We start from the raw sequence: 23924 nt of genomic DNA, 5'->3' as shown, positions 1-23924 counted from the left end.
TTAATTTATATTAATCTAAGCTAAAAAGCCTAGAAAAACTAACTATTTTTCAAGTATTTTCTTGAACTCTTGGATATTTTTCGGATAGGCTTTAGTATCTTCCAGCAGATGTTTTTCTACAAGCAATTCATAAACCTCCATCATAGTTGGCTGTTTTAGATTTGCCTGTTTTAAAATTTCAGTGTTTTGGAAAATTTCTAACGGTGTTCCATCTGCAATAATTTTCCCCTGGCAGAATACAAGGACTCGCTTAGCCCATCTATATGCAAAATCTACATCATGGGTGGAAATCAGCATTGTTTTACCCTCCAAACCAAGCTTGTCCAAAACTTCTTCTAACATCATTGCATTTAAAGGGTCCAGTGATGCAGTGGGTTCATCAAAGATAATGATTTCCGATTTCATAGCAATGATACCCGCAATGGTGACACGCTTCTTTTCACCCCCACTCAAATAGTGTGGCGGACGATCTTTAAAATCTGAGATGTTCATATATGCCAGTGCTTCATCAACCCGCTTTAGTACTTCATCTTTGGGAATCTTTAGATTCATCGGTCCGAATCCAACTTCTGCCCTAACTGTAGATGCAATTATTTGATTGTCCGCATCCTGAAATACGATTCCAATTTTTTTTCGAAGCTCTTTTAAATTTTTTTTATTGACGACAGTACCCCGATAAATGATTTTTCCCTGTTCTGGTGTAAATACACCGTTTATGTTCAAGAAAAACGTGGATTTTCCGGATCCATTGGAGCCAATGACAGCGATTTTATCACCTTCATAGATATCAACGCTTACGCCGTCCAATGCAGACTTTCCATTTCCATAGACGTAGTATAAATCTTCTACATTTAATATTGGTTTTTCCATAGTATCCCCTTCCTATCTTGTAAATCCCCAGATTAGAATCAAAAAAATTATAAATGCTACTGCATAGGCAATCTGTATTGTCTCTACCTTTTTATCTTCCTCTAAAAAAATAAGATCTCCATCATAGCATCTGGCCTCCATGGCATCATAATAAGTGTTTGCCTTTTTAAGGGAAATAACTAGCATATTACTTGCAATGCTTCCAAATGTATAACAGGAAGTTTTAAAATCACAGTAGCCCTGGCGGGATTCTGCAGAGTTTTTCATTTTAGAATAGACATCCATTAAAATGAAAATGTAACGATAAATCAGGTTCATCAGCTCTACAATAAGCTTTGGCACATGTGCGGCTCGGAGTACATAGATAATCTCAGAAGATGGAGTTGACAGTGTCATCATCTGTAGGGAACTTATAGCTGCAAAAACCTTCAGAATCAAAAAGACCACTTCCTTAATCTTTGCCTGAGAGGTAAACACATAGCAGAAACCAAGATTCAGGTTATACTGTCCCATAGGCTGCTTTGAAAAATCAATGGCAATTGTAAAAGTGCCAAGGAGAATAAAGACGATTGGAATCGCCAGTATTGACAAATATTCATTTACTGGAAGCTCTCCTTTTACAATGGTCAAATAGGCCATTGCAATAATGACAACAACAGATACATAAGGGTTTTCCAATGCAATACAAAGAATCAGTATAGCAGCAGAAAGAGATACTTTAAAAGTAGCATTCCAGTGTCTGATTTTAGAAGTGTAAGCATAAAAATCAATTGAAAACCCTTCGCCATGTTTATGTCCGCTTTTATGGTGATGATGTTTCCCATCTCCATGTTTCCATTTGAAGAAAACCACAACTATCAGAAATATGGCACATAAAATAATAATAATTTTTCCCATGTCACACCTCCTTTGAATTTTTACCTCATGTTAGCATTCTTAATAATTTAGAACCACAAAAATGGAGGAAACATTGTGAACAATGGAACCGACAATTGGGTTTAAAAAACAAAATTCCTTTTAACTAAAGTGTTAAAAGGAAACGCTTGAAAAATATGCTTATTCATATAAAATAAATAAACAAATTTTCATTACAATGCCCTCTCTATGACTCGTAGAGTTTATGGTGCAGAAATATAAGCAGGTCTTCTGACTAAAGAATCATTATTTAAGTACGCCTTCCCCGTTTCCAAGTGGCATAATATACCTAAATTCATCTATTACAGCTACGAGATAGTTCAGGATTTTAACCCAATTCCCTTTTAATTAATTTTAATTAAACCTATATTCTATTATTTAGTTTTTAGTTCTTTGCAAATGCCCTTACTATACAATAAGTCAATGAATTTAGTTGTAAAGATGTAACATATTTTGCCCCTCCAAACATAGCATCTTTTTCTATTATGTATATTAACAACCTTTTAAAACACTATATTCCAAAAAAAAATACCCAACCTACAAAAGGTCGAGCAAAATATTTTATAAAAATAAAATGTCTTCACATCCCATGTGAAAGCAATATAATTGCAATCCCGTCCCTCCGTAGGATAAAGCTGTATATCATCTAGGCAGGTCTCCTGGCTTAGGGGTCACTCTCCTCCAACCTTCCCAGCGCTTGCCAGTGGTATGGATTTGTCTCCGTGTACAGTAGCGGGGGCTGCAGTGGATTTCGACCACTTTCCCTATTAATCCTTTAAAAGGTACCTTAGATGACTATTTATTAAGTTATTACTGTTATTATAGCCTATATTTACCTTTATTGCAATATCTAAAATTCTATACCCTCTCTAGATGGCACTCCCTCATTAAAATAATGCTTTATGTCCTTCATCTCAGTTACCAGATTTGCTTTATCTATTATAGCTTTAGGTACGTTTCTTCCTGTTAAAATTAACTCTATATTGTAAGGTTTATTATCTATTAATTCTAGTACTTGTTCTTCACTTATTAATCCATTGTTCAATGCTCCCATTACCTCATCCATAATAAGTATATCGCATTTTTCTTCTTTTAATGCCTCTTTGCAAAATTCATATCCTTTTTGCACTTCTTCTTTTAATTCAATTTTTTCCTCAGCATTTAATGTCCAAAAAAAACCTCTCTTTTTCTCAAACCTAAATATATTAAAAAAAGGAGCCAATTTTTTGGAACTTTCAATTTCCCCAGTTTTACTTCCTTTTAAAAACTGTACCATAAATACATTGTATCCGTTTCCAGCAGCTCTCACAGCTAGTCCTACAGCTGCGGTTGTTTTTCCTTTACCATTTCCTGTATAAATTTGTACATATCCATTTTTTAATTTTCCCATTATATTCATCTCTCCTTGTTTAAAAATATCTAATTGTGGTACTACGGTAATTTCCTCTTAAGGTCGAGTAAAAGACTTTATATAAAATAAAATGCCTTCACATCCCATGTGAAAGCAATACAATGCAAAAAAGCATATATAATTGCCATCCCGTCCCTCCGTAGGATAAAGCTGTATATCATCTAGGCAGGTCTCCTGGCTTGCGGGTCACTCTCCTCCAACCTTCCCAGCGCTTTGCCAGTGGTATGGATTTGTCTCCGTGTACAGTAGCGGGGGCTGCAGTGGATTTAGACCACTTTCCCTATTAAACCTTTAAAAGGCACCTTAAATAATTTTTTATTAAGTTGTAACAATAGTATAGAATATTTTCTCTTTTTTTGCAATGCTAAAAGTAAGTTTTCATCCATAGCTTTCCAGTCCTTGGCTACTTGCTCTTATTTTATCACCAGCTCTTATTCATTGAATTTTAATCATTATCCATTTATCCTTTATATAGAATACATAAGATATATTGACAATTTGCAAAAGTATAAATATGATTAAACTAGATAATAACTATATTTCATTATAAACAGAATATTTTTATGCACTCATCGCAATTGGGGTGTTAAATAATTGAGAAGGGAGAGTGTCAATGGGTAAAAATATATTAAAAACCACAGATAAAAAATTAAATAAGGATATCAAGAAAATTTTCATGCTTTCATGGCCTATTATGATAGGCATGATACTTCAAAGTCTTTTAGGAACAGTTGATACATATTTCATAGCAAAGCTTGGTACAAATGAAGCCGCAGCTGCTGCACTATCTAATTCAGCTTCGAGTGTAATCTTTGTGATATCAACTCTAGTTTCAGCTGGAACTATAGCTCTTGTTTCAAGAAGTTATGGTGAAGGTGACATGGAGTCAGTTAGATCTTTTAGTGGACAATCATTTACTCTATCACTTATTTTTGGAATAATATTGAGTATAATATGCTTTTTAAATACAGAAAGCATAATCAAATTAATTTTTAATCCGGAACCAAATGTAGTAGCTCTGACCGAAAAATATTTATCCGTTGTCTTTATTGGAACAATATTTGTATTTTTAAATTCAGTATTAAGGACAATACTGCAATCACTAGGAGATACATTAACTCCACTTATAATTTTTGGAATATCTAATTTAATAAATGCAATACTTGATTCACTTTTTATGTTCACATTTCATTTGGGAATTGCAGGTGCTGCTATTGCAACAGTTATATCTATGCTCTTTTCCTGCATTGCAATTACCCTTGTTCTTATTAGGAAAATATACGATTCTAGTCTAAATAAATTTATATGGAGTATGAAGCTGCAACTAAATAACAGTATGAGAATATTAAAGATAGGCGGCTGGGCGTGTTTGCAGCAGGTTGCAAGACCTATTACCGGAATGTTTATGTTCAGTCTTGTGTATACAGTTGGAGGCAGAGAGGGTACCGCAGCTTTCGGAATAGGTGGACAGCTTTTTAACTATACCTTTATATTCCTTGTTGGTCTTTCAACTGCCATTTCAATAATGGTGGGGCAAAGCCTTGGGCGAGGTGATATAAATGCATGTGATAAAATTATAAAAGAAGGATTAAAACTGGCAGGCTACAACATGATTTTATTTTCAATACCCTATTTGATTTTTCCAACAGATATAATGAGTTTTTTTATTAATGATCCATTAGTAATAAGAACTGGAGCCGAGTACCTCCGAATAGTATATGTTGGTCTTATTTTTGTAGTATACACAACAATTTATGGAGGAGCTTTTCAAGGGTCAGGAGATACATTCCCACCTATGATTTCCTCAATAGTTGCAAACGTAGTTTTAAAGCTTCCCATTGCATATATCCTGGCAAGCAGATTAAATATGGGGACAAATGGTGTGTGGGCTTCAGTATCTTTATCAGTTGTAATTGAGGCAGTTATTATAATAGTATATTTTAAAACCAATAGATGGAAGGAGAAAATTATATGATAGTAAAAACTAAAATATCACAAGCAATTATGGAATACTTAAAGCAAAATGAAATTGTAAATTTAAATATAATAGGCATAATAGAAAATGAACCCCTGGCAGAAATATATGTGGATAAGGAACAATTATCTAGAGGTGTTCTTGTAAGATACGAATACTTTAACTACATATATACTGAGGATGATGTGTTTTTAGATGAAGTGCTTAAAACACTATTTAAAGATAATTTTTATGGATTTTCAGGTGTATACAGACCACTTGCCCAGAAAATAAGAGAAAGATATTTAGTAACCTGGGAAAGCAGATGTTCATTGCACTACCTTCCAAAGGAAAATTTAGATTTAAGTCTTGTAAAAAACACGGTAGAATCTATTAATATAAAAGATGCAGAAACAGTTGATAATTTTTACACCTATAGAAATCCTGATAGCCTTAAAACCATTGAAAAAGATATATCTCATCGACCATCTTCAGCTATATATTCTAATGGAGATATTGCCTCATGGGTGCTTGTTCACAATGACAATTCCATGGGTATAATGTTCACAAAGGATGAGTATAGAAAAAATAATTATGCAGTTGATACTTCAATAGACCTTTCATCAAAGATTATGAAGCTAGGAAAAATACCTTTTCTTCAAATAAATGAAGCAAATAATATGTCACCAGGTCTTGCAGCAAAATGTGGCTTTATAAAATATGGTTATTCAGATTGGTTTGGAATAATTGAAGGAACTCCGAAGGATCTCATAGATTCAAACAATCAAAGCAGAAATAATCATATTAAAGCCATTGAGGGTTTTAGGTATATAGATGATAAAGAGCTTAATTGTATGTACCTTCCACCCTACATTTTAAATAGTGAATATGAAAAAATAGAAGGATTTGCTATTGAAAAAGCTACAAATAGTGAAATGATAGACACATGGTGTGGAACTTTTATAGCTGCTCTTGAAATTAAAGAAATTGAAAAGAACACTTTTAAAAATATAGTTTATAATGCTGTTACAAACATTGAAAATGGCTATACTCTTTATAACGGGATTTTAAATGGGGAAGTAGTTTCTACAACTGCATTTAGTAAATTAGATACCGATGTCTTAGGATTATATTTTGGGGCCGTTAAACCTTCATTAAGGGGAAGAGGAATTGGACGAGCTACAGTAATTAAAACAATAAAAGATGTAACAAAAAATGATGATATAGAGTTTATATTACTTCAAAGTCCTGATAAATATGTTGATATGTTAGAAAAAATAGGCTTTGTTCACAGTCATTATATAAATAATGATATGGATATATAGCAATAATTTATAAATTTAAACGGTTATAAAAAAGCGACACTAATCAAATTATTTTGATAGTGCTGCTTTTTTGCTATATCTCTATTAATTAATGATGGAAACTAACTTTGTTACAAATACAAGTATTTAATACTGATTTATCATTTAAACTCTCCAATTCTTTTTTTAAATCACGAAGAAGTAAAAATATCATATCACGACTAACACCGTGACGAATTAAAATACGTTGTACAGTTATATCTTGTCGATTGCTTGGGAGTGGATAGGAGGCTATTTGCCAACCATGCATTCTTAAACGATCAGAAAGATCATAAAGTGTGAATCCACTTGCAATTTCATCCTTTAGTTTATAACAAACTGCAGGTATTGCACCATGACCATCATATAATATTTCAAATAAATCTATTTTGGAAAGCTCCCCACCTAAATACTGGGCAGTATTGGCACAACTATTCTGAATTGCAGTATAGCCCTCATGACCCAATTGCAAAAGCTTGTAATATTGGGCAATAATTTGACCAGCTGGCCTTGAAAAATTCAGTGCAAATGTTGGCATTTGTCCTCCTAAATAATCCACATTAAAGATTAATTCCTCAGGCAAATCCTCCAAAGCCCTCCAAACTACCCAACCAACACCAAGCGGTGCCATACCAAATTTATGACCTGATGCGTTAATAGATTTAACCCTAGGAATGCAAAAATCCCACTTAATATTTTTCTGTATAAATGGTGCAATAAATGCTCCGCTAGCTCCATCCACATGAATGGGGATATCATAGCCTGCTTCTTTCTCAATCACATCTAAGGCTTTAGCAATCCCCTCCACTGGCTCATAAACGCAGGTAAATGTGCTACCCAAAGTTGCCACTACTCCAATTGTATTCTCATCACAATAATCCACTAATTGAGAAGGCTTCAAACATAGCTCATCTGGTAGTAGAGGAATTTCTCTTATCTCTACATCAAAGTATCTTGCAAATTTATGCCAACATATTTGAACAGGTCCGCATACAATGTTAGGATTACTCGAAGATTTACCCTCAGCTTCGCGACGTTTGCGCCATTTCCATTTAAATGCCAATCCACCAAGTATTGCCGCTTCACTTGATCCAATTGTTGAACACCCAATGGTGTCTAGTTTTCCAGGTGAATGCCAAAGATTTGCCAATATATTAACACATCGATGTTCAATTTCAGCAGTTTGCGGGTACTCATCCTTATCTATCATATTTTTATTAATTGATAAATCCATTAGATCACGCACTTCGTCTTCAATGTATGTAGTGCAAAAGGTTGCTAGGTTTTGGCGAGCGTTTCCATCCATAAACAGCTCGTCGTAGATCAATCGCCGAATCACTTGAGGATCGGAAATTTTATGGGGCAATTCATCTTTCGGAAGCTGAGTCTGAGCTATTGAATTAGTGTAAAGAGATTTAAACCCTTCATCATCTCTGTTTTTATTATTAAACAATGTCATATTTTATTCCGCCTCTCTTATCCACAATAATTAAACCATTATATTTTTATCTATTACAGGCTACCAATATTTCTTGCTTAAACTAGCCTGCCTAAACTTATATTTTACCTTTTAATATATCTATAGATAATAGCCCATTTTTCTCTATATGACTAATTATATTATTTAATATTTTACACCTGTATTCTACGCATTATACTATCTCATTGAAAAAACATACTTAATATCACTTTTATATAAATTGCTGGTGCTTGTCCATGAATACATTAAGCTAAAATTATGAATATTTTCTTATTCATAAATATCTGAAAATTCTACATTCATCTTTTCAATAAATTTGTCTTTATCCTCAGTTTCGTTAAAATTATGTATTATGCACTCCTCATTTGTATCATATTTAACTGGAAGTTCAATAATAAATTCGCAGCCTTTTCCATATTCACTTTTTACGCTAATATTTCCACCATGCATTTCAACAAGAGATTTCGTTAAAGATAACCCAATACCACTACCCTCATTCTCTCTTGTAAATAGTTTTGAAACTTGTTTGTATCTTTCAAATATTATATTTTGATTTTCTTTTTCAATTCCAATCCCATTATCTTTAACTGAAATAACAATCCTGTCCACTCCCTTGTAAATATTTATAAGAACAGAATCCGCAGTAAATTTTATAGCATTTGAAATGATGTTTAACATTATCCGCTCAATCATATCCACATCACATGTTATTAACATTTTTTCAATATCTGTATGGAATAGCAAGTTGATGTCCTTTTGTTTTGCATAATCCGATACCGACAATGCAATTCTGTTAATAAGACTTACAATATCTTGATTTCTAAAATGTGGTTCGTAAAATCCCGCATCAATTTTAGTTGAATCAATTAGGTTGTTAACCAACCTTAATAGACGCATGCAATTTCGTTTCATAGCTTTTAAGTGTTTTGAAGTTTTTTCTTTGTTCAAATAAGAGCCATTTTTAAGATATAGCTCAAAAAGCTGAACCCCTGCCAGGGTAACGTTGATAGGAGTTCTGAGTTCATGTGACATATTAGCAATAAATTCACTTTTGTTAATACTAGCTTTTTCCGCAATTTCCTTTGCTTTTTTTAGCTCTTCTTTAACATTTTTTTGGAAAGTAATATCTTGAAAAACTCCGTACCGAAAAGACGGTTGTAGCAATTTTCCTTTTACTGATGTAAACCTGTCAAGAAACCATCTGTACTCACCATTTTTGCATAAAAACCGGTACTCTATTGCTATTGTCTCTGATGCACCATTCTTTGCGGATGCTTCTTTTATACGCTGGATTACATCATCCGAATCATCCGGATGAATCTTTTTAAAAACAGTATTCTCATTCATTACTAGAATTTCCTCAAGAGTATAACCTGTTAATCTTTCAAAAACAGGACTCATATAATCATATTTATCAGTTACAACATTTCTTCTATAAGATGCATCCTGGGAATACTCAAGAACATTAGAAAACCGTTCCTTAGCTTCTCTTAATTCCTGTTCCATTAGCTTGCGAGAATTAATATCAGAATGCGTACCTGTTACTCTTAAAGGCTTTCCATCTGTAGTCCAGCTTATAATTTTACCCTTGCTAAGTATCCATTTATAAAATCCATCTTTTGCACGGAGTCTATATTCACTGTCGTAGGCCGGAACTACTCCTTTTAAATACCTGTTTAACTTTAAATAAGCAGACTCCTTATCCTCAGGATGAAGCAACTCGTCCCATTCGCTAAATAAATTTTGAATCTCATTCTCTTCATAACCAAGCATGCCCTTCCATCCTTTTGAATAAATCATCTCATTTGTTATTGCATTCCAATCCCAAACACCATCTCCGCTACCCTCAAGAGCAAAGTTTAGCCGTTCCTCGTTTGCTTTTAGCTCCTCCATAGTTCTCTTATCCTCAGCTATCTCTTTTTCAAGAATAGCATTAACTTGTTCTAATTTTTTCATATTAGCTTTTAGTTTTTCTATTTCTATAGACCTTTCTCTATTCATAATTTTACCCCCCACCCTATAATCCAATAACACTATTTCAAACTGTTTGTATTTATTATTAATCAGTTACGCACTAACAAGTCTCACTTTAATTCTAAATTTATACATATATTTCAATTATATTAATATCCTATATTTATTCAACATAAATCTTAAAATTTTTAATATATTTTAGCATAAACTCAACATATTCCAAGAACACCATATAAATTTGTCATAGTATTTGTGTGAAATCGCCTTTTATATGCCCCAGGTAAATGTTAAACCTCGGAACACTTGCATAGATTGTATCTATATTGCTAGGGTTAAACTGGATGAAAAGCTCTCAACCCCTTCCAGAAAATCCTGTACATGATAAGGGTGGATGAAGTGAAAATCATCACCTGCGGTACTGCAATATTAACTAAAACATTACAAAACCCTCGATATTTGGTACAATGTTTGTGTAATTTAAATATTATAATATATAAATTCAAACTTGTTTTTTCTAATATAGGGGGTATGTAATATTAATAAAATAATCAAAATCATTTATGTATTAGTTGGTTTTATAGCAATGGGATTAGGTATTATAGGAATAGTTTTACCAGTACTACCTACAACCCCTTTCTTACTTTTAGCCTCCGTATGCTTTATGAGAGGATCTGAAAGATTGAATACCTGGTTTAAGAGTACTAAAATTTATAAGAAGCATCTAGAAAGCTTTATTAAAGATAGAACCTTAACTTTAAAGCAAAAGGTAATAATATTATTATTCGCCGATTTTATGATAGCTTTCCCACTAATAATTACAAATAACATATTCATGAAAATTGTTTTAATATTTATTATATTATGTAAATATTATTATTTTATTTTCAAAATTAAAACTAGAAAGATATTAAAAGTAGATTATCAGACAGAAGAAATCTGATAAGATGTAAAAAAGCCAGCTAAGATTATTAATATTTACCTTAACTGGCCTTTCTTTATATGTTTTATTGATTTTTTGCTTCCTTAGTAAGCGCATTGTAATTAGGTGAATCAGCACCAATTATTTTATCTAATTTCCAGTTGTATCCGTTAGTTCCATCATAAACAAGGAAATATAATGCTACAAAAGAACCAGAAGCGCTTTTATTCTTTTTATCATCCTTATAAGTAATACTTCCATAAACATATTTTATATTTTCAAAACCCTTTTTGGATAATATTTTACTAGTTTTAAATGTCTTCGCTTCTTCAGGTGTTATTTTATGATTATTAGACCACCAGAAAAACAAATTATTTCCTTCAACTTCAACATTAGTAATAGTTGATATTACTCGTGGAGTCGCCACATTATTTATTGTCCCACTATTAACAGTAGTTTTTGCTTTATCTGTTAACGCTATTTTGCTTAAAGATATTGAGAAAGTATAGCCAGTTGTTAATACTGATTTTATTTCCCCCGCTGTATTTTCCCTCTTAGCATTAACATATAGTACTCCCTTTTCTGCATCATACCTTTTACCAGCTACATTAATACTCTTAGTAAAACTATCCTTTACAGTAAACCCTTTGCCTCCAAAAAAATTCGAATAAGTTACTGTTTCTTCCAATCCATTTTCCCTTACAGCTTCAATAACCTTTTCGTCAGAAAAAGTTGGCGATATTACCAGTGTAAAATCCTCAGTGCTATTTTTCTCGGTAGTCGCAATTCTCCATACTTCATTTTCAAAAACAAGCTTGCACTTTATTTTTCCTGTAGTAGCCAGAAGTCCGCTGTCTATAGATGTTTGCATTAGAATTTCTTCTTTCCCCTTTTCTAAATCTGGTGTTTTTAAACTTATACCAAGACTTTTTACTTCTTGTCCACCTAATACTACTTTTGTATCTGCAATGGTTATACTTAATTTTTTCACGGCTTCCAAGAACTTCTTTTCATCCATACCTACAACCGGTTTTATTGCATTAACTGTGTCCAATCTAACTCCGTCACTTATTTTCCATTGATTTTTACCTTGGTAAGTATATACTACTGATGCCAAGGTCTTTGCCTCAATGGCGCCGTTGTTCAAAGTTAACGCTATCTTTATCTCATCCTTACTCTTATCTGTATTTCTAGTATTTATACTGAAGCTTTTCATGTTATCCGTGCTCATTTTTATGCTTGTACCTTTAGGAAGCGTTATTATTTTTCCCATCAAGTCTTCCTTTATTCTAACTTCATCTACGGGCCTTGCAGTAAAAAATGTGTATGCAAACACCCCTCCTCCAATAACAACTAATAAGGCTATTATAGGTATAACTACTTTCATATTCATAAAACTTTTCTTTAATGGAGTAATTTTTTTTTCTTTGATTACTTTCATATTCATAAAGGTTTTCTTTAATGAATCAAATTTTTTTTCTCTGATTACTTTCATGTTCACAAAGGTTTTTTTTAGTGAATCAAAAAACTTATCTCCATTTTCTCTGTTATACTTCTTTATATTTTCTTCTGTTATTACAGGCATAGGTTGTGTATCTTCATGGTTTTTCTTATTTATGTCCCCGGTAGTTATATTCTCGTTTTCTATGTTATTAATTTTCGAATCAATGCCTTCTTCTATTTCCTCTCCACAATATGGACAAAATTTCAATCCACTAATATTAGTAAATTCATTATTACAATTGTTGCAAATCATTTATTCCCTCCAAACATTTATGTAAATATATAAAATAACCAATATTTTGTATTCAATATATTATATCCTGTTTGCACACTATATTCAAACATATTCACCACCACTACCCTTTGAAATTATAAGGAATAAAGTTTTAGTACATATTGTGATTTCTTAAAAAAACCTTATTTCTGCCTGAATTTTTAGCTTTATAAAGTTCTTTATCAGCAATTAAATACATATCCTGTGAAGTTTTAAAGTCTGATCTACGACCATGCACGCCACCTATACTTATGGTTACTGGATAACACCCATTATTCCAAATATAATTAAAATCAAGCTTCTCAATGGAGCTACGAAGTAGCTCTGCACTCTCTAATACCTGATTGTATTCAATGCCTCTAATAAAACAAACGAATTCTTCTCCACCAAATCTTCCAAGTATTCCATATTTATTTCCAAAAACACTTTTTAAACAGCTTGCTATTTTTTTAAGACAATTATCTCCTTGAAGGTGTCCATAATAATCGTTATAGCGTTTAAAATGATCAATATCTATCATTAAAAAGGCTAAATTAATGGGACTTATTTCACTTTCCTGCCACACCTTAGAGATATAATTCTTTACTCCTCTCCTATTAGGTATATTAGTAAGTTCATCAGAGATTATCTTTACACTTAATTCTTTGTTTACTTTTTCCATTTTATGAAGTAATAGGTTTTGGCTCCCCATATCCTTTTCCAATTGTTTGTTTAATTTTGTAATTTTTTCAGCTTCCTCTTCACTAAATAACTTACTAAGCTCAATTTTTATTATTTCAAGCTTATGAGAGATTGCAGTAGTTTCAATTTTCTGCTCCATTGTATGATACTTTTTATAAAATTCAAGTGACAATCTAAAATCTGCTTTTCTTTCATAAAATTCAGTTATAATCTTATATATCTGACTTAGTTTTTTTCTAGCATTTATTTCTTCTCCATATTTAATGGCTTTATTGAGATAGAATAAGAAAAGCCCTTGGTTTTCAAGCCTTTCAAGTTCTGCAAGATTCATCAGTACATCTATTGAAAAAAACTTATTCTCTATCCCCTCTAATCGAGAAAGCGCATTATTATAGCATTCCCTTGCCTTACCATATTCCTTCTTAATAAAATGTATTTTTCCTATTTTATTTTCAACTTCTGAAAGAGCAGTAATATTATTATTTTCAATTAAAATATCATAACTTCTTTTATAACATTCAAAACTGTAAGCGTAATCTTTCTTTATAAAATATATTTCACCCAAGTTTTCTAATATAACCGCTATATTAGTCATATAATTATATTTTTCACATAAATTCATTGCACTATTATAAGATACTAGTGCCTCCTCAACATTTCCCACTTCTTTATACACTTCACCCATATTGTTCAATATTCTGCTCATTGTAAGCGAATCTCTTGTCTCTTCTAACATGTGTAATGCTCTCAAAAAATTTTCAAGTGCTGTCTCGTACATGGCATTATAAAAATATACAACCCCTATAAGGTTTAATGCCCCTGCTAATTCCACAGGTTTATCATAAATCTCAAATAGCTTAGAAGCATCAAAAGCATAATTAAAACAGTCATTAAGTTTTGTCATTGACCTACAAGCCAGTGCCATGGCAAACAATGCATAAGCCTCTTCCAGCTTTAAATTATTCGCTTTTGCAATATCATAAGCCTCCTTGCTCATATCAAAAGCAAGACTTGGTTGCTTAAACGAAATCACTTTTGCCTCTTTAATTTTATTCATAACTACTGTTGAAACGTCCATTATAAGAATTTCCCCCTAAAATATAACATTAGTCATACTTGTTTATTTATACATTACCTATTCTACACATTCCACTTTTTTCCTTTATCTTTCAAGGAATTCATCAAACAAAGAAATATTTTATTATATTATGGGTGAATTTGTTATATCCAAAACATAAGAGCATAAATTCAGTTTTCACATTATTTTTTCTTGAAGCTTTGCTTAAAATTCATGTTATAATTGTATATAAATAAACTATAATATAGCGCCCATTTGTAAAATATTACAATTAAATAAAAGGAAGATATAAAATAATAGTTCCTACCATTCTTATACTGCATTTCATAATTATTAGGAAAAATTTATGACTTGCCGTAAAGATGCAAGCTACTGATTAAGGGGGATTTATTGTGATTAAAAAAATTAATACAATGTATTTTAGTGCTACAGATACAACTAAAAAAGTGGTATGCAATATAGGAAAGAAATTTTCCCAAAATATTGATAAAGGAATATCTATAAATAATATTGATTTTACATTACCTGAAGCTCGAAAAAAAATAGTGTCGTTTACGAAGCAGGATATCCTTATTATAGGAATTCCTGTTTATGCAGGAAGAGTTCCTAATATATTATTAAAATATTTAAACTCTATTACCGGTAATGGTGCATTAGCAATTCCCGTAGTTGTATATGGAAACAGAAATTATGATGATGCATTAATAGAACTGAAAGATATACTTGAACTAAATGGTTTTAAAGTTATTGGCGGGGGTGCATTTATAGGAGAACATGCATTTTCTAAAACTCTTGCTAAAAATAGGCCCGATGAAGAAGATATGGCTATTGCACGCGACTTTGCAAATCAATTATATACAAAAATAATAACTCAAGATAAATATCAAACTGTAACTATAAATGGAAACAAGCCTTATAGAAAACACTATATTCCTACAAATAAAGATGGTATTGATGTTGATATTAGAAAGGTTTGTCCAAAAACAACTAGCAATTGTAATGATTGTAAACTTTGTGTAACTATATGTCCTATGGGTTCCATTGATTTTCAAGATGTATCTAAATTAAATGGAATTTGTATTAAATGTGGAGCTTGTATTAAAAAATGCCCAATGAATGCAAAGTATTATGATGATGAAGATTATTTGCTACATAAGCATGAATTAGAAGTTAATTTTACTTATCGAAAACAACCAGAATTATTTCTATAGAAAAATAGGCATGAACTACCACTACACTAAAACTAAATCTTACTGTTCCACTTTTGTATTTATAAAAGAAAAAAGAGCTATCTCGCTATAAAAATTACTTTCTATAGCGAGATAGCCCCCTCTTTATTTATAATACAGTTCTAAACTGTGACATATGAGTAATTATATACTCCATACATCCCATACCCATTGCAAATACGGATACCATTATTATTAAAATTATTGCGTGGAAATCGTATTTCATTATCTCTTCCTTGTTTATTAAATATGCTACAATGATTTCAATTCCCAGTAGCACTAGAACTAGTGGCCACAGCGATGCTATTTGTAAATAATTAATACTTGGATTTATTAATCGTAATAAAAACATTATTCCAAACATAACTAAAACTATTCCGGTTGTAAAGGTCCCCACTCTACGTCCCTTAATCATTCATATCACACTCTTTTTTCTTACCAATAATAAGTTTTGCACCTACAACAATTATTACAACACCTATGATTATTTGAGGAGCCACTCTTACTACATCATAGATAGCACCATATACTTCATCGGACATATATCTAGACAGACTATCCATAATATTATTCCATATTAAGTAGGCACCAAGCAGTAATAGCAGTACGCCTGACCACAAGGTGTGTTTTTTAAATATACCTTTATCTATTTTTGCAAGTTCATCAAGAGAAAATAAATAATTATCCTCTAAAAGTAAAAATTCTTCATCTGTAGAATAACGTTTGTTCATACAATCGAAAAATGAGTAAAACCAGATTAATGGCAATACAAAGAGCAGTGGACCTATAGCAAGAAAGCTAGAAAGAAATATTAAAAAGAAGAATGCTGCCATAAGTGATAGTCCCATCTTCATAAAGCCCATATACATGTGCCCTGCTCCAGGTAACATTGAAAAACAAAAGGTTAAAAATTTACTTTTTTCCTTTTTCATTATTAAAAACCTCCAAATTAATTATTTTTTGAGAGAAATTATTAAGACTTTGATTAACTGTGTTAATAGTACTTAAACTCATTGGGTTTACATTCAATGTTTTGGTTTTAGTATTTGCCAGAAAATTTAATCCATTTGAAAAAACAAACATCAATGCTATACTTGCTGCCATTGCCACCCTAAGAGAATAAAACATAAACTGGGTATTATTTTCTTTTTTATTTTTAATTTTGCACATTATTTCCTGCTCAAATCCCAAAGGAGCGTTTGCAAGTTCACTATCATTAAAACTATTGGCGAGCATATCCGCACACCCTTCACAATTGCAAATGTGTTCCGATAATAAAACTAGTTCATTATCACTTAGAGACCCCTCTTTAAATGCTTTTAGCGATATTTTAGTTAAATGGACCTTTTCTTCAAATAGTGTACTACTCACATTAACTCCTCCTTCCATAAAACTTTTAACAGTTTCTTAGATCTATAAAGATGGGTTTGCAATGTCTTCAAACTCTGACCTGTATCCTTTGCCATATCGGAAAGTTTAATATCTTCACAAAAATAGTTTAGGGCCACCGCCCTATAGGGCTCTTTTAATTTCTTACATAAACTATATATCCTTTCTCTACTATGTTTTTTTAAAAGTTTATCCTCAGGCAAATCTCCCGTGTCCACTAACCCATCAAAATCTTCATTAGATAAGCTATTAATTGCTCTTGCAGGACTTTTAAGAAAATCTTTACATTTATTTGTGGCAATTGTTGTAAGCCAAGCCTTAAAATTCACCCCATCAAATTTACTTAAGTTTGTGTAGGCAGACAAAAAAGTTTGTTGAGCCAAATCTTCTGCATCAAAGTAATTTTTTGTAAAGGATAGGCAAATAGTAATGATTAAGCGTTCATATTGTTTTATATAGTTTGCAAACTGCTCCTTTTGAATAACCATCACCCCTTTTTTGTCCTTACACTTAATATAACGATTGAAAATATAAAAACACTTCAATTCTATAAAAAATTAATTTATTATTAGATAACATCCAATATAGAGTACAATAAAATTAAATGAATTTATTGAAGTCTTTTGTATTGTAATTAAAAATAAGGCTAAAATATAATTAATTATGTTTTGTAAGGAGCAACTGATGTTTAAAAATAAAATAAACCCAGATCTTTATCATGGAAATAATAGAAAAAATAACTTTTTTGAAGGTTGGTATTTTAAGTTAGTAGATAAAAATATGAATAATGTATTAGCTTTAATACCTGGAATTCACCTTGGTAAATCCCAGGAAAACTCACATTCTTTTATTCAGATATTACAAGGTAATAAAGCCAGTTATAGCTATAAAAAGTTTACAAAAGATGAATTTTTCTCTGAAAATAATACTGAGTTTAATATAAATATTGCAAATAACAATTTTTCTCTAAAGGAAATTTCTTTAAATATAAATGATGACACTTATAATATAAAAGGCAGTGTTTGTTTTAAAAACTTATTGAAATGGCCAGACTCAGCAATAAATCCTGGAAGCATGGGATATTATAATTTTATACCTTTTATGCAATGCTATAGCCAAGTTTCGGTTATGGATATGGACCTTGAAGGATCTTTATGCATTAATGGATCTGAAATAGATTTTAGTGGTGGAAAAGGGTATGTAGAAAAAAATTGGGGCTCTGCTTTTCCTTATTCTTGGACTTGGGTGCAATGCAATAGTTTCAAAAATAGGAAAGCTTCTATTAGTTGTTCTATAGGCCATATTCCCTTTATGATTACAAGCTTCAGAGGTTTTTTAATTGGATTATTCATAGATGATAGATTTTATAAATTTACTACCATAAATAAAAGTACTTTAAACATTGTTCAAAACGCATTAGATGTTATAATAACCACTGAAAATAAAAAATACAAGCTAATAATTGAGACAAAAACAGATAAAAAAGATTTTATGCTCTGTATGGGGCCTAGAGATGACAAAATGATTCCACTAGTTGAGGAAAATTTAAAAGCATCAGTAAAAGTTACTCTTATAGATAAATCAATTTCTAAAACTATATTTTGTGAAAATGGTCTATGTTGTGGCATTGAATATGGTGGAGATCAAAGAATGATATTAAAGTGAATAATTAATAAATATCAATAAATATTTATTAATAATTATTATTGTTTACAAACATATTAAACTGTAGTAATATTAAAATAATAGAAAAACATACTAAGATTTATTTTGAAAGGAAGAGATTAAATTGAAAATTGAAAGACTACTCCAACCTAGAATTTTAGCTTCATCAATAAATGTAAAAAACCCCATAGTTATGGCACCTATGACCACTTTTTCAGGAAACCCTGACGGAACTGTATCTGAGGCTGAACTCAGTTATTATAAGGCCAGGTCAAAAGGGGTAGGAATTGTAATTACTGCTGCAACCTATGTAAGCTTATCTGGCAAAGGTTTTCCAGGACAATTTGCTGCCTATGATAACAGCTTTTTACCAGGACTAAAAAAATTAGCAGAAGCCATAAAAGGAGAAGGCGCATTGGCAATCCTACAAATATTTCACGGAGGTAGAATGGCAATCCCTGCTGATATACCGGATGGACAAACTATTAGTGCCAGCGCAGTAGCACCAGAAAGACCAGGCGCAATGACACCTAGAGAAATGACGCAGGCAGAGATTCAAGATACTATTAAAGCCTTTGGTGAAACAGCAAAATTAGCTATAGAAGCCGGTTTTGATGGTGTAGAAATTCATGGGGCTAACACATATTTATTACAACAATTTTTCTCTCCACACTCTAACCGCAGAAAAGATCATTGGGGCGGAAATGTAGAAAAACGAATGAATTTCCCATTGGCTATTATAGCAGAAGTTAAAAAAGTAGTAAAAGAAAACGCTAGTGATAGTTTTATAGTAGGATACCGTTTTTCACCAGAGGAAATGGAGAACCCAGGTATAACTCTAGACGATACCCTTTTATTTATAGATATATTAGCAAATCAAGGACTAAGTTACTTGCATAGTTCAATAATGGATTTTTGGCAGAGCTCAATGAGGGATACAAAAACTACAAGTCCTATTATTTGCAAAATTTTGGACAAGATACATGGTAGAGTACCATTCATTGGCGTGGGTTCCATCCATACACCAGAGGATGCCATTAAGGCATTGGATAGTGGTGTAGATTTTATATCTCTTGGCAGAGAGATAATCATGGACCCAGAGTGGGCTTTAAAAGTTCAAAGTGGGAAAATATCAGAAATACGTACTACCTTGAGTAAAACTCAAGAAAAAGAGCTAGATATACCAGCACCACTTTGGAATGCAATTATAAACACACCTGGTTGGTTCCCAATTACAGAATAATTCTTTTATAGATCTAAACTGCATAATGCATTTATATAAGAAAAGTGCCAGATATGAAATTAAATCATATCTGGCACTTTTCTTATAACTTAAAGCCTTAGTAAAATAGCCTACTATTTAATCAATTTATTTCTTCTCAAAAAGTCTTCTGCAACTTTTTCTGGCTTTTGACTAAGCTTATCCACCTTATAATTTAAATCTATCATGGTCTCATCATCAATTTTTCCAGCTAATTTATTAATTAAAGGTTTAAGTTCTGGATGTTTTTCAAGCATTTTATTATTAATTGTTGGCACGGCATAATAAGGTGGAAAGAAATGTTTATCATCTTTTAAAACCTTAAGCTTAAATGCCTTTAGCAATCCCTCAGTACTAAAAGCATCTAGAACATCCGTTTTATTGTTATTTAAGGCTGTATACCTTAAGCCACCGTCAATTGCTCTAACACCTTTAAACTTCAAGTTATATAATTTATTTAATCCCAAATAACCATCTTCTCTATTACTAAATTCTATTGTACAACCTAATACAAGTTTGTTACCTACCTTTGCTAGATCCGAGACAGTCTCTAAATTGTATTTTTGAGCAGTGTCTTGACTTACAGCTAATGCATAAGTATCGTTAAACCCAAGAGGCTTTAGCCATGTTATTGCATAGTGTTTACTAGAATAATCACTTACAACTTCATAAGTCTTATCTGGGTCACTAATAGGTTTTTTCTTCATGATATCAACTAAAGCAGTACCAGTATACTGAGGGCACACGTCTATTTTACCGGCTTTTAATGCAGTAAAAGCTATTGCTGAACCTCCTAAATTAAATTTTCTTTGTACTTTTAAGTCTGTATTTTTTTCTATTAATATTGATAACATATTCCCTAATATGGTCTGTTCATTGCTATTAGAAGAACCTACAACAATCACATCACTCTTTCTAGTAAATATGAATGTACAACTAGCTACAATAATAACTAATAAGCTACTAGCTACAATTTTTTGCATATTGTTAATCTTATATTTTTTCTTCTTAGACAGCTTAATTGTGCCATCCGCTTTTCTGATTCTTGGAGGAGTTACGCCTTGTTCAATTTTCCCCACAATAAAGTCCATTAATAGTGCGAGTAGACATGCAGGAATTGCTCCGGCTAGAATCATATAGTTATCTACAGTCTGTACTCCTGAAAATACCATATATCCAAGTCCACCTGCTCCTATAATAGCAGCAATTGTCATAAGTCCAACCGCAGTAACTGCTGCTACTCTTATGCCGGTCATAATTATTGGAAGTGCAAGTGGTATTTGAACAAGTTTAAGTATTTGTTTATTTGTCATACCCATACCTTTAGAAGACTCAATTACATCCGGATTTATATTCATAAGTCCAGTATAGGTATTTTTTATAATAGGAAGTAAGGAGTATAAAAACACCATAAGGATTGCTGGTCTGCTACCTATTCCCAGTACTGGTATTAAAAATCCTAATAATGCCAAACTAGGTACTGCTTGTATTACATTTGCAAAACCTATAACTGGTCCAGATAATTTTTTAACTCTAGATATTAATATACCTAGTGGAACTCCAACAATTATAGCTATAATTACAGCAAATATGGTTAATTGAATATGCTCAATTGTTAAATTTATTATCTCACCTTGTCTTAAAACTACAAAGTCATTAAATTTAGATATTGAATTTATCATATCCATTACGCCTCTACCTCCTGGTTAATATACTGATTGCTTAAAACTATTAACAAGCTATTTTCAGTAATTAATCCAACTAATTTTGAACTATCATCTACAACTGGCACATACCCAATTTGAAGTTCATTCATTAGATTTAGTATATCTATTAGAGAATCATTCAAATTAACAGTTTTAATTTCACGCCCCATAATAGTATCTACCTTTATAGAACCTAGGGTATTTCTTCTAATATTTTTTAGAGTAACAATTCCATCTATAATATTTTCTTTATTAACAATTAATAAACTGTCTACTTTATGTGACTTCATGATTTCTACAGCTTGAACTACTGTTCTACTCCCGGTAATTTTAATTGGATCAGTAATCATAATATCCTTAGCCTTTATAAATTCAGGCTGCTGCCATATCCTATTTTTTCCTATAAACTCTTTAACAAAATCATTAGCGGGGTTATTTAAAATTTCTTCTGGACTATCAAACTGAAGTATATTCCCGTCTTTCATAATGCAAATTCTATCACCAAGCTTAAGTGCTTCATCCATATCATGAGTTACAAAAATTATAGTTTTTTTAAACTCTTGTTGAAGATTAAACAATTCATCTTGAAGCTGATTTCTAGTAATTGGATCTAGTGCGCTAAAGGGCTCGTCCATAAGAATTATATCAGGATTTGTTGCCCAAGCTCTTGCTACGCCAATTCTTTGCTGCTGACCTCCACTGAGTTCACAAGGATATCTATCTACATACTGTGCGGGTTCCATCCCTACCATTTTAAAAAGCTCATTTGTTCTTTCAACTATCTTATCCTCTGACCATTTTTCGAGTCTTGGTATTAATCCAATATTTTCTCCTACAGTCATATGTGGTAAAAGTCCTGTTTGCTGTATGACATATCCCATATTTCGCCTAATCTTAATGGTATCTTCCTTTGATATATCTTTACCATCTAAATATATATTTCCCGAAGTTGGTGTAATTAACTTATTAATCATTTTTAAAGTTGTGGTTTTACCACAACCACTTTGTCCTACTATAATTATGAACTCTCCTTTATTTACAGTAAAACTAATATCCTTAATTATTGTTTGGTTTTTAAAAACCTTTGTTATATTCTTAAACTCTAACATATTCCCTCTCCTCAATAAACTAATAAAAGTCAGCTATTGTCTTTTAATTATAACTGACAACTTATATGGTATCATAGGATTGCCTGTTTACATAACTCCATAAACTAAGAACAAATGTTATAGTTCTTTGAATATTAAGATATAGTTTACATAGTGGCAAAAATGAAACATATGCTAGATATTCCTCCCATTAAGTAGCTATATGGCATAGTTGTAGAATATTCTATATTAAAGATTTCATATTCGAAAAAAATAGTGGGAATATTGTTCCCACTTGTTAATTATCTGCATATGAAACTGGTACATTATTTATTCCAAGTTCTAGTGCTGCAGCATATTCATCATATCCTGATACTATTACAAGGCTTCCTTTTTTCACAACAATAGGTTTGTTAAATTTATTATTATTCTTCATATAATTTATTGCTTTATTCTTTGAACGTTTTATTGACAGATCTTCATTTTCATTTACTAGCTTTGAAATATCCATTATTTCATCAGTTCCAGCTGGCATTTCATAATTTAAATCTATTTGTCCATTCTCATCTTTTAACAAATGGAATATTTTAATTGAGGTTGCCTCTACTGAAATAAACGGTGTACCTTTGCTATTTACGCAGGCCTTCAATTCACCTTTAATAACAAAGTAATTTACATCCTTCATACCTATTACTGCATCTCTCCAGTAATCCTTTTTTACAATTACTCTATAAATTGATTGTGTCTTATCATAATTAGCTATTTTAAAGAGTAAATTAACGTCTCCATTCTCTAGCCTAGTTGTTTTTACAGGTAATCCCTTAATAATAATCTCACTTTTATTCATAATTATTCTCCTTTTAATTTTATATTTTTAAACTCTCAAATTCTAAAAATAAAACACCTAGAAATCACATGTGACTTTCTAGGTGTTTTAAACTGAATTGTAATTTAACTCCATATTAACTTTTACTAAAGTGAATTTACTTAGTCCTATGTTAGATATTTTTAAATATTTTTCAAACGTATAATTATTATAAGCTAACAAAGACTTCACCCCATTCTAATTTTTTTTTATTTGTGACCAACAAATGTTATCTTTCAATATCTTTACTTATATATTCATTGTACCATTTCACGCATAAAATTACAATTTTAATCCCATTGCCCTTCTTTTCTTCTAT

At 31.5% G+C, this 23924-nt stretch carries 20 protein-coding genes and 3 riboswitches; of the genes, 6 read left to right on the top strand and 14 right to left on the bottom strand.

Annotated elements, in window-relative coordinates; all coding sequences use genetic code 11:
- Nucleotides 1-42: 42 nt before the first annotated feature.
- The 3 genes from Ctaglu_RS13015 to Ctaglu_RS13005 form a co-directional block, all read right to left on the bottom strand.
- Nucleotides 43-870: an energy-coupling factor ABC transporter ATP-binding protein gene (locus Ctaglu_RS13015; RefSeq protein WP_125002331.1), complete on the bottom strand. Its 828-nt coding sequence runs from the start codon at nucleotides 868-870 to the stop codon at nucleotides 43-45.
- Nucleotides 871-882: 12 nt separating this feature from the next.
- The gene (gene cbiQ, locus Ctaglu_RS13010; RefSeq protein ID WP_125002329.1) at nucleotides 883-1767 is read right to left on the bottom strand and encodes a cobalt ECF transporter T component CbiQ; all 885 of its coding nucleotides are present in this window, start codon (nucleotides 1765-1767) and stop codon (nucleotides 883-885) included.
- A gap of 222 nt (nucleotides 1768-1989) precedes the next feature.
- Nucleotides 1990-2167, bottom strand: a riboswitch (cobalamin riboswitch).
- A 251-nt stretch (nucleotides 2168-2418) separates the two neighbouring features.
- Nucleotides 2419-2590, bottom strand: a riboswitch (cobalamin riboswitch).
- 45 nt (nucleotides 2591-2635) lie between these two features.
- Nucleotides 2636-3175 (bottom strand): cob(I)yrinic acid a,c-diamide adenosyltransferase, encoded by a 540-nt coding sequence (locus tag Ctaglu_RS13005; protein ID WP_125002328.1) that lies wholly within the window; start codon nucleotides 3173-3175, stop codon nucleotides 2636-2638.
- Nucleotides 3176-3343: 168 nt separating this feature from the next.
- Nucleotides 3344-3518, bottom strand: a riboswitch (cobalamin riboswitch).
- A 291-nt stretch (nucleotides 3519-3809) separates the two neighbouring features.
- Here Ctaglu_RS13005 and Ctaglu_RS13000 point away from each other — a divergent pair.
- On the top strand, nucleotides 3810-5171 hold the full coding sequence (locus tag Ctaglu_RS13000) for an MATE family efflux transporter (protein ID WP_125002326.1): 1362 nt from the start codon (nucleotides 3810-3812) through the stop codon (nucleotides 5169-5171).
- Entirely contained in the window at nucleotides 5168-6475 is a 1308-nt protein-coding gene (locus Ctaglu_RS12995) for a GNAT family N-acetyltransferase (RefSeq protein ID WP_185732705.1), read from the top strand. Before Ctaglu_RS13000 ends, Ctaglu_RS12995 begins: the two co-directional genes overlap by 4 nt.
- An 88-nt stretch (nucleotides 6476-6563) precedes the next feature.
- Here the strand turns inward: Ctaglu_RS12995 and gad are convergent, their stop codons facing one another.
- Together gad and Ctaglu_RS12985 are read right to left on the bottom strand one after the other, a co-directional pair.
- The gene (gene gad / locus Ctaglu_RS12990) at nucleotides 6564-7952 is read right to left on the bottom strand and encodes a glutamate decarboxylase (protein WP_125002322.1); all 1389 of its coding nucleotides are present in this window, start codon (nucleotides 7950-7952) and stop codon (nucleotides 6564-6566) included.
- Between the two features lie 291 nt (nucleotides 7953-8243).
- On the bottom strand, nucleotides 8244-9974 hold the full coding sequence (locus Ctaglu_RS12985; protein WP_125002320.1) for a sensor histidine kinase: 1731 nt from the start codon (nucleotides 9972-9974) through the stop codon (nucleotides 8244-8246).
- A 508-nt stretch (nucleotides 9975-10482) separates the two neighbouring features.
- On the opposite strand from Ctaglu_RS12985, the gene Ctaglu_RS12980 reads away from it, so the two are divergent.
- Nucleotides 10483-10887: a YbaN family protein gene (locus Ctaglu_RS12980; RefSeq protein ID WP_125002318.1), complete on the top strand. Its 405-nt coding sequence runs from the start codon at nucleotides 10483-10485 to the stop codon at nucleotides 10885-10887.
- 64 nt (nucleotides 10888-10951) lie between these two features.
- Here the strand turns inward: Ctaglu_RS12980 and Ctaglu_RS12975 are convergent, their stop codons facing one another.
- A complete protein-coding gene (locus Ctaglu_RS12975; RefSeq protein WP_125002316.1) occupies nucleotides 10952-12622 on the bottom strand; it encodes a hypothetical protein in 1671 nt (556 codons plus the stop codon).
- A 133-nt stretch (nucleotides 12623-12755) separates the two neighbouring features.
- Nucleotides 12756-14402, bottom strand: coding sequence for a GGDEF domain-containing protein (locus Ctaglu_RS12970; protein ID WP_125002314.1), 1647 nt, complete (start codon nucleotides 14400-14402; stop codon nucleotides 12756-12758).
- 389 nt (nucleotides 14403-14791) lie between these two features.
- Between Ctaglu_RS12970 and Ctaglu_RS12965 the strand changes: the two genes are divergently transcribed.
- Complete coding sequence (locus tag Ctaglu_RS12965; protein WP_233439772.1) at nucleotides 14792-15613, top strand: EFR1 family ferrodoxin; 822 nt, start codon at nucleotides 14792-14794, stop codon at nucleotides 15611-15613.
- A 127-nt stretch (nucleotides 15614-15740) separates the two neighbouring features.
- Here Ctaglu_RS12965 and Ctaglu_RS12960 read toward each other — a convergent pair whose 3' ends face one another.
- From Ctaglu_RS12960 to Ctaglu_RS12945, 4 genes are read right to left on the bottom strand one after another with little or no spacing between them, the layout of a single operon-like run.
- Entirely contained in the window at nucleotides 15741-16046 is a 306-nt protein-coding gene (locus Ctaglu_RS12960; RefSeq protein ID WP_125002310.1) for a LiaI-LiaF-like domain-containing protein, read from the bottom strand.
- Nucleotides 16039-16563, bottom strand: a complete 525-nt coding sequence (locus tag Ctaglu_RS12955; RefSeq protein WP_125002308.1) for a hypothetical protein — start codon at nucleotides 16561-16563, stop codon at nucleotides 16039-16041. The genes Ctaglu_RS12960 and Ctaglu_RS12955 overlap by 8 nt, the downstream gene beginning before the upstream one ends.
- The gene (locus Ctaglu_RS12950) at nucleotides 16544-17002 is read right to left on the bottom strand and encodes a hypothetical protein (RefSeq protein WP_125002306.1); all 459 of its coding nucleotides are present in this window, start codon (nucleotides 17000-17002) and stop codon (nucleotides 16544-16546) included. Before Ctaglu_RS12950 ends, Ctaglu_RS12955 begins: the two co-directional genes overlap by 20 nt.
- Nucleotides 16999-17511 carry an RNA polymerase sigma factor gene (locus Ctaglu_RS12945; RefSeq protein WP_185732704.1) on the bottom strand — a complete coding sequence of 171 codons (513 nt, stop codon included), beginning with the start codon at nucleotides 17509-17511 and terminating at the stop codon, nucleotides 16999-17001. Before Ctaglu_RS12945 ends, Ctaglu_RS12950 begins: the two co-directional genes overlap by 4 nt.
- 193 nt (nucleotides 17512-17704) lie before the next feature.
- Here Ctaglu_RS12945 and Ctaglu_RS12940 point away from each other — a divergent pair, with 193 nt between their 5' ends.
- Together Ctaglu_RS12940 and Ctaglu_RS12935 are read left to right on the top strand one after the other, a co-directional pair.
- Nucleotides 17705-18685: a tocopherol cyclase family protein gene (locus Ctaglu_RS12940; RefSeq protein WP_125002302.1), complete on the top strand. Its 981-nt coding sequence runs from the start codon at nucleotides 17705-17707 to the stop codon at nucleotides 18683-18685.
- 124 nt (nucleotides 18686-18809) lie between these two features.
- A complete protein-coding gene (locus tag Ctaglu_RS12935; protein WP_125002300.1) occupies nucleotides 18810-19928 on the top strand; it encodes an NADH-dependent flavin oxidoreductase in 1119 nt (372 codons plus the stop codon).
- Between the two features lie 113 nt (nucleotides 19929-20041).
- On the opposite strand, the gene Ctaglu_RS12930 is transcribed toward Ctaglu_RS12935, so the two are convergent.
- The 3 genes from Ctaglu_RS12930 to Ctaglu_RS12920 all read right to left on the bottom strand — a co-directional run bounded on the left by Ctaglu_RS12930 (nucleotide 20042) and on the right by Ctaglu_RS12920 (nucleotide 23587).
- Complete coding sequence (locus Ctaglu_RS12930) at nucleotides 20042-21634, bottom strand: ABC transporter permease/substrate-binding protein (protein ID WP_233439770.1); 1593 nt, start codon at nucleotides 21632-21634, stop codon at nucleotides 20042-20044.
- Complete coding sequence (locus tag Ctaglu_RS12925) at nucleotides 21634-22761, bottom strand: ABC transporter ATP-binding protein (protein ID WP_125002298.1); 1128 nt, start codon at nucleotides 22759-22761, stop codon at nucleotides 21634-21636. The genes Ctaglu_RS12930 and Ctaglu_RS12925 overlap by 1 nt, the downstream gene beginning before the upstream one ends.
- Nucleotides 22762-23038: 277 nt before the next feature.
- Nucleotides 23039-23587 (bottom strand): ParB N-terminal domain-containing protein, encoded by a 549-nt coding sequence (locus Ctaglu_RS12920; protein ID WP_125002296.1) that lies wholly within the window; start codon nucleotides 23585-23587, stop codon nucleotides 23039-23041.
- Between the last annotated feature and the right edge of the window lie 337 nt (nucleotides 23588-23924).

This window comes from Clostridium tagluense, from assembly GCF_003865095.1.
Lineage (GTDB): Bacteria > Bacillota > Clostridia > Clostridiales > Clostridiaceae > Clostridium_AD > Clostridium_AD tagluense.
This window is presented reverse-complemented; position numbering and strand designations above follow the sequence as displayed.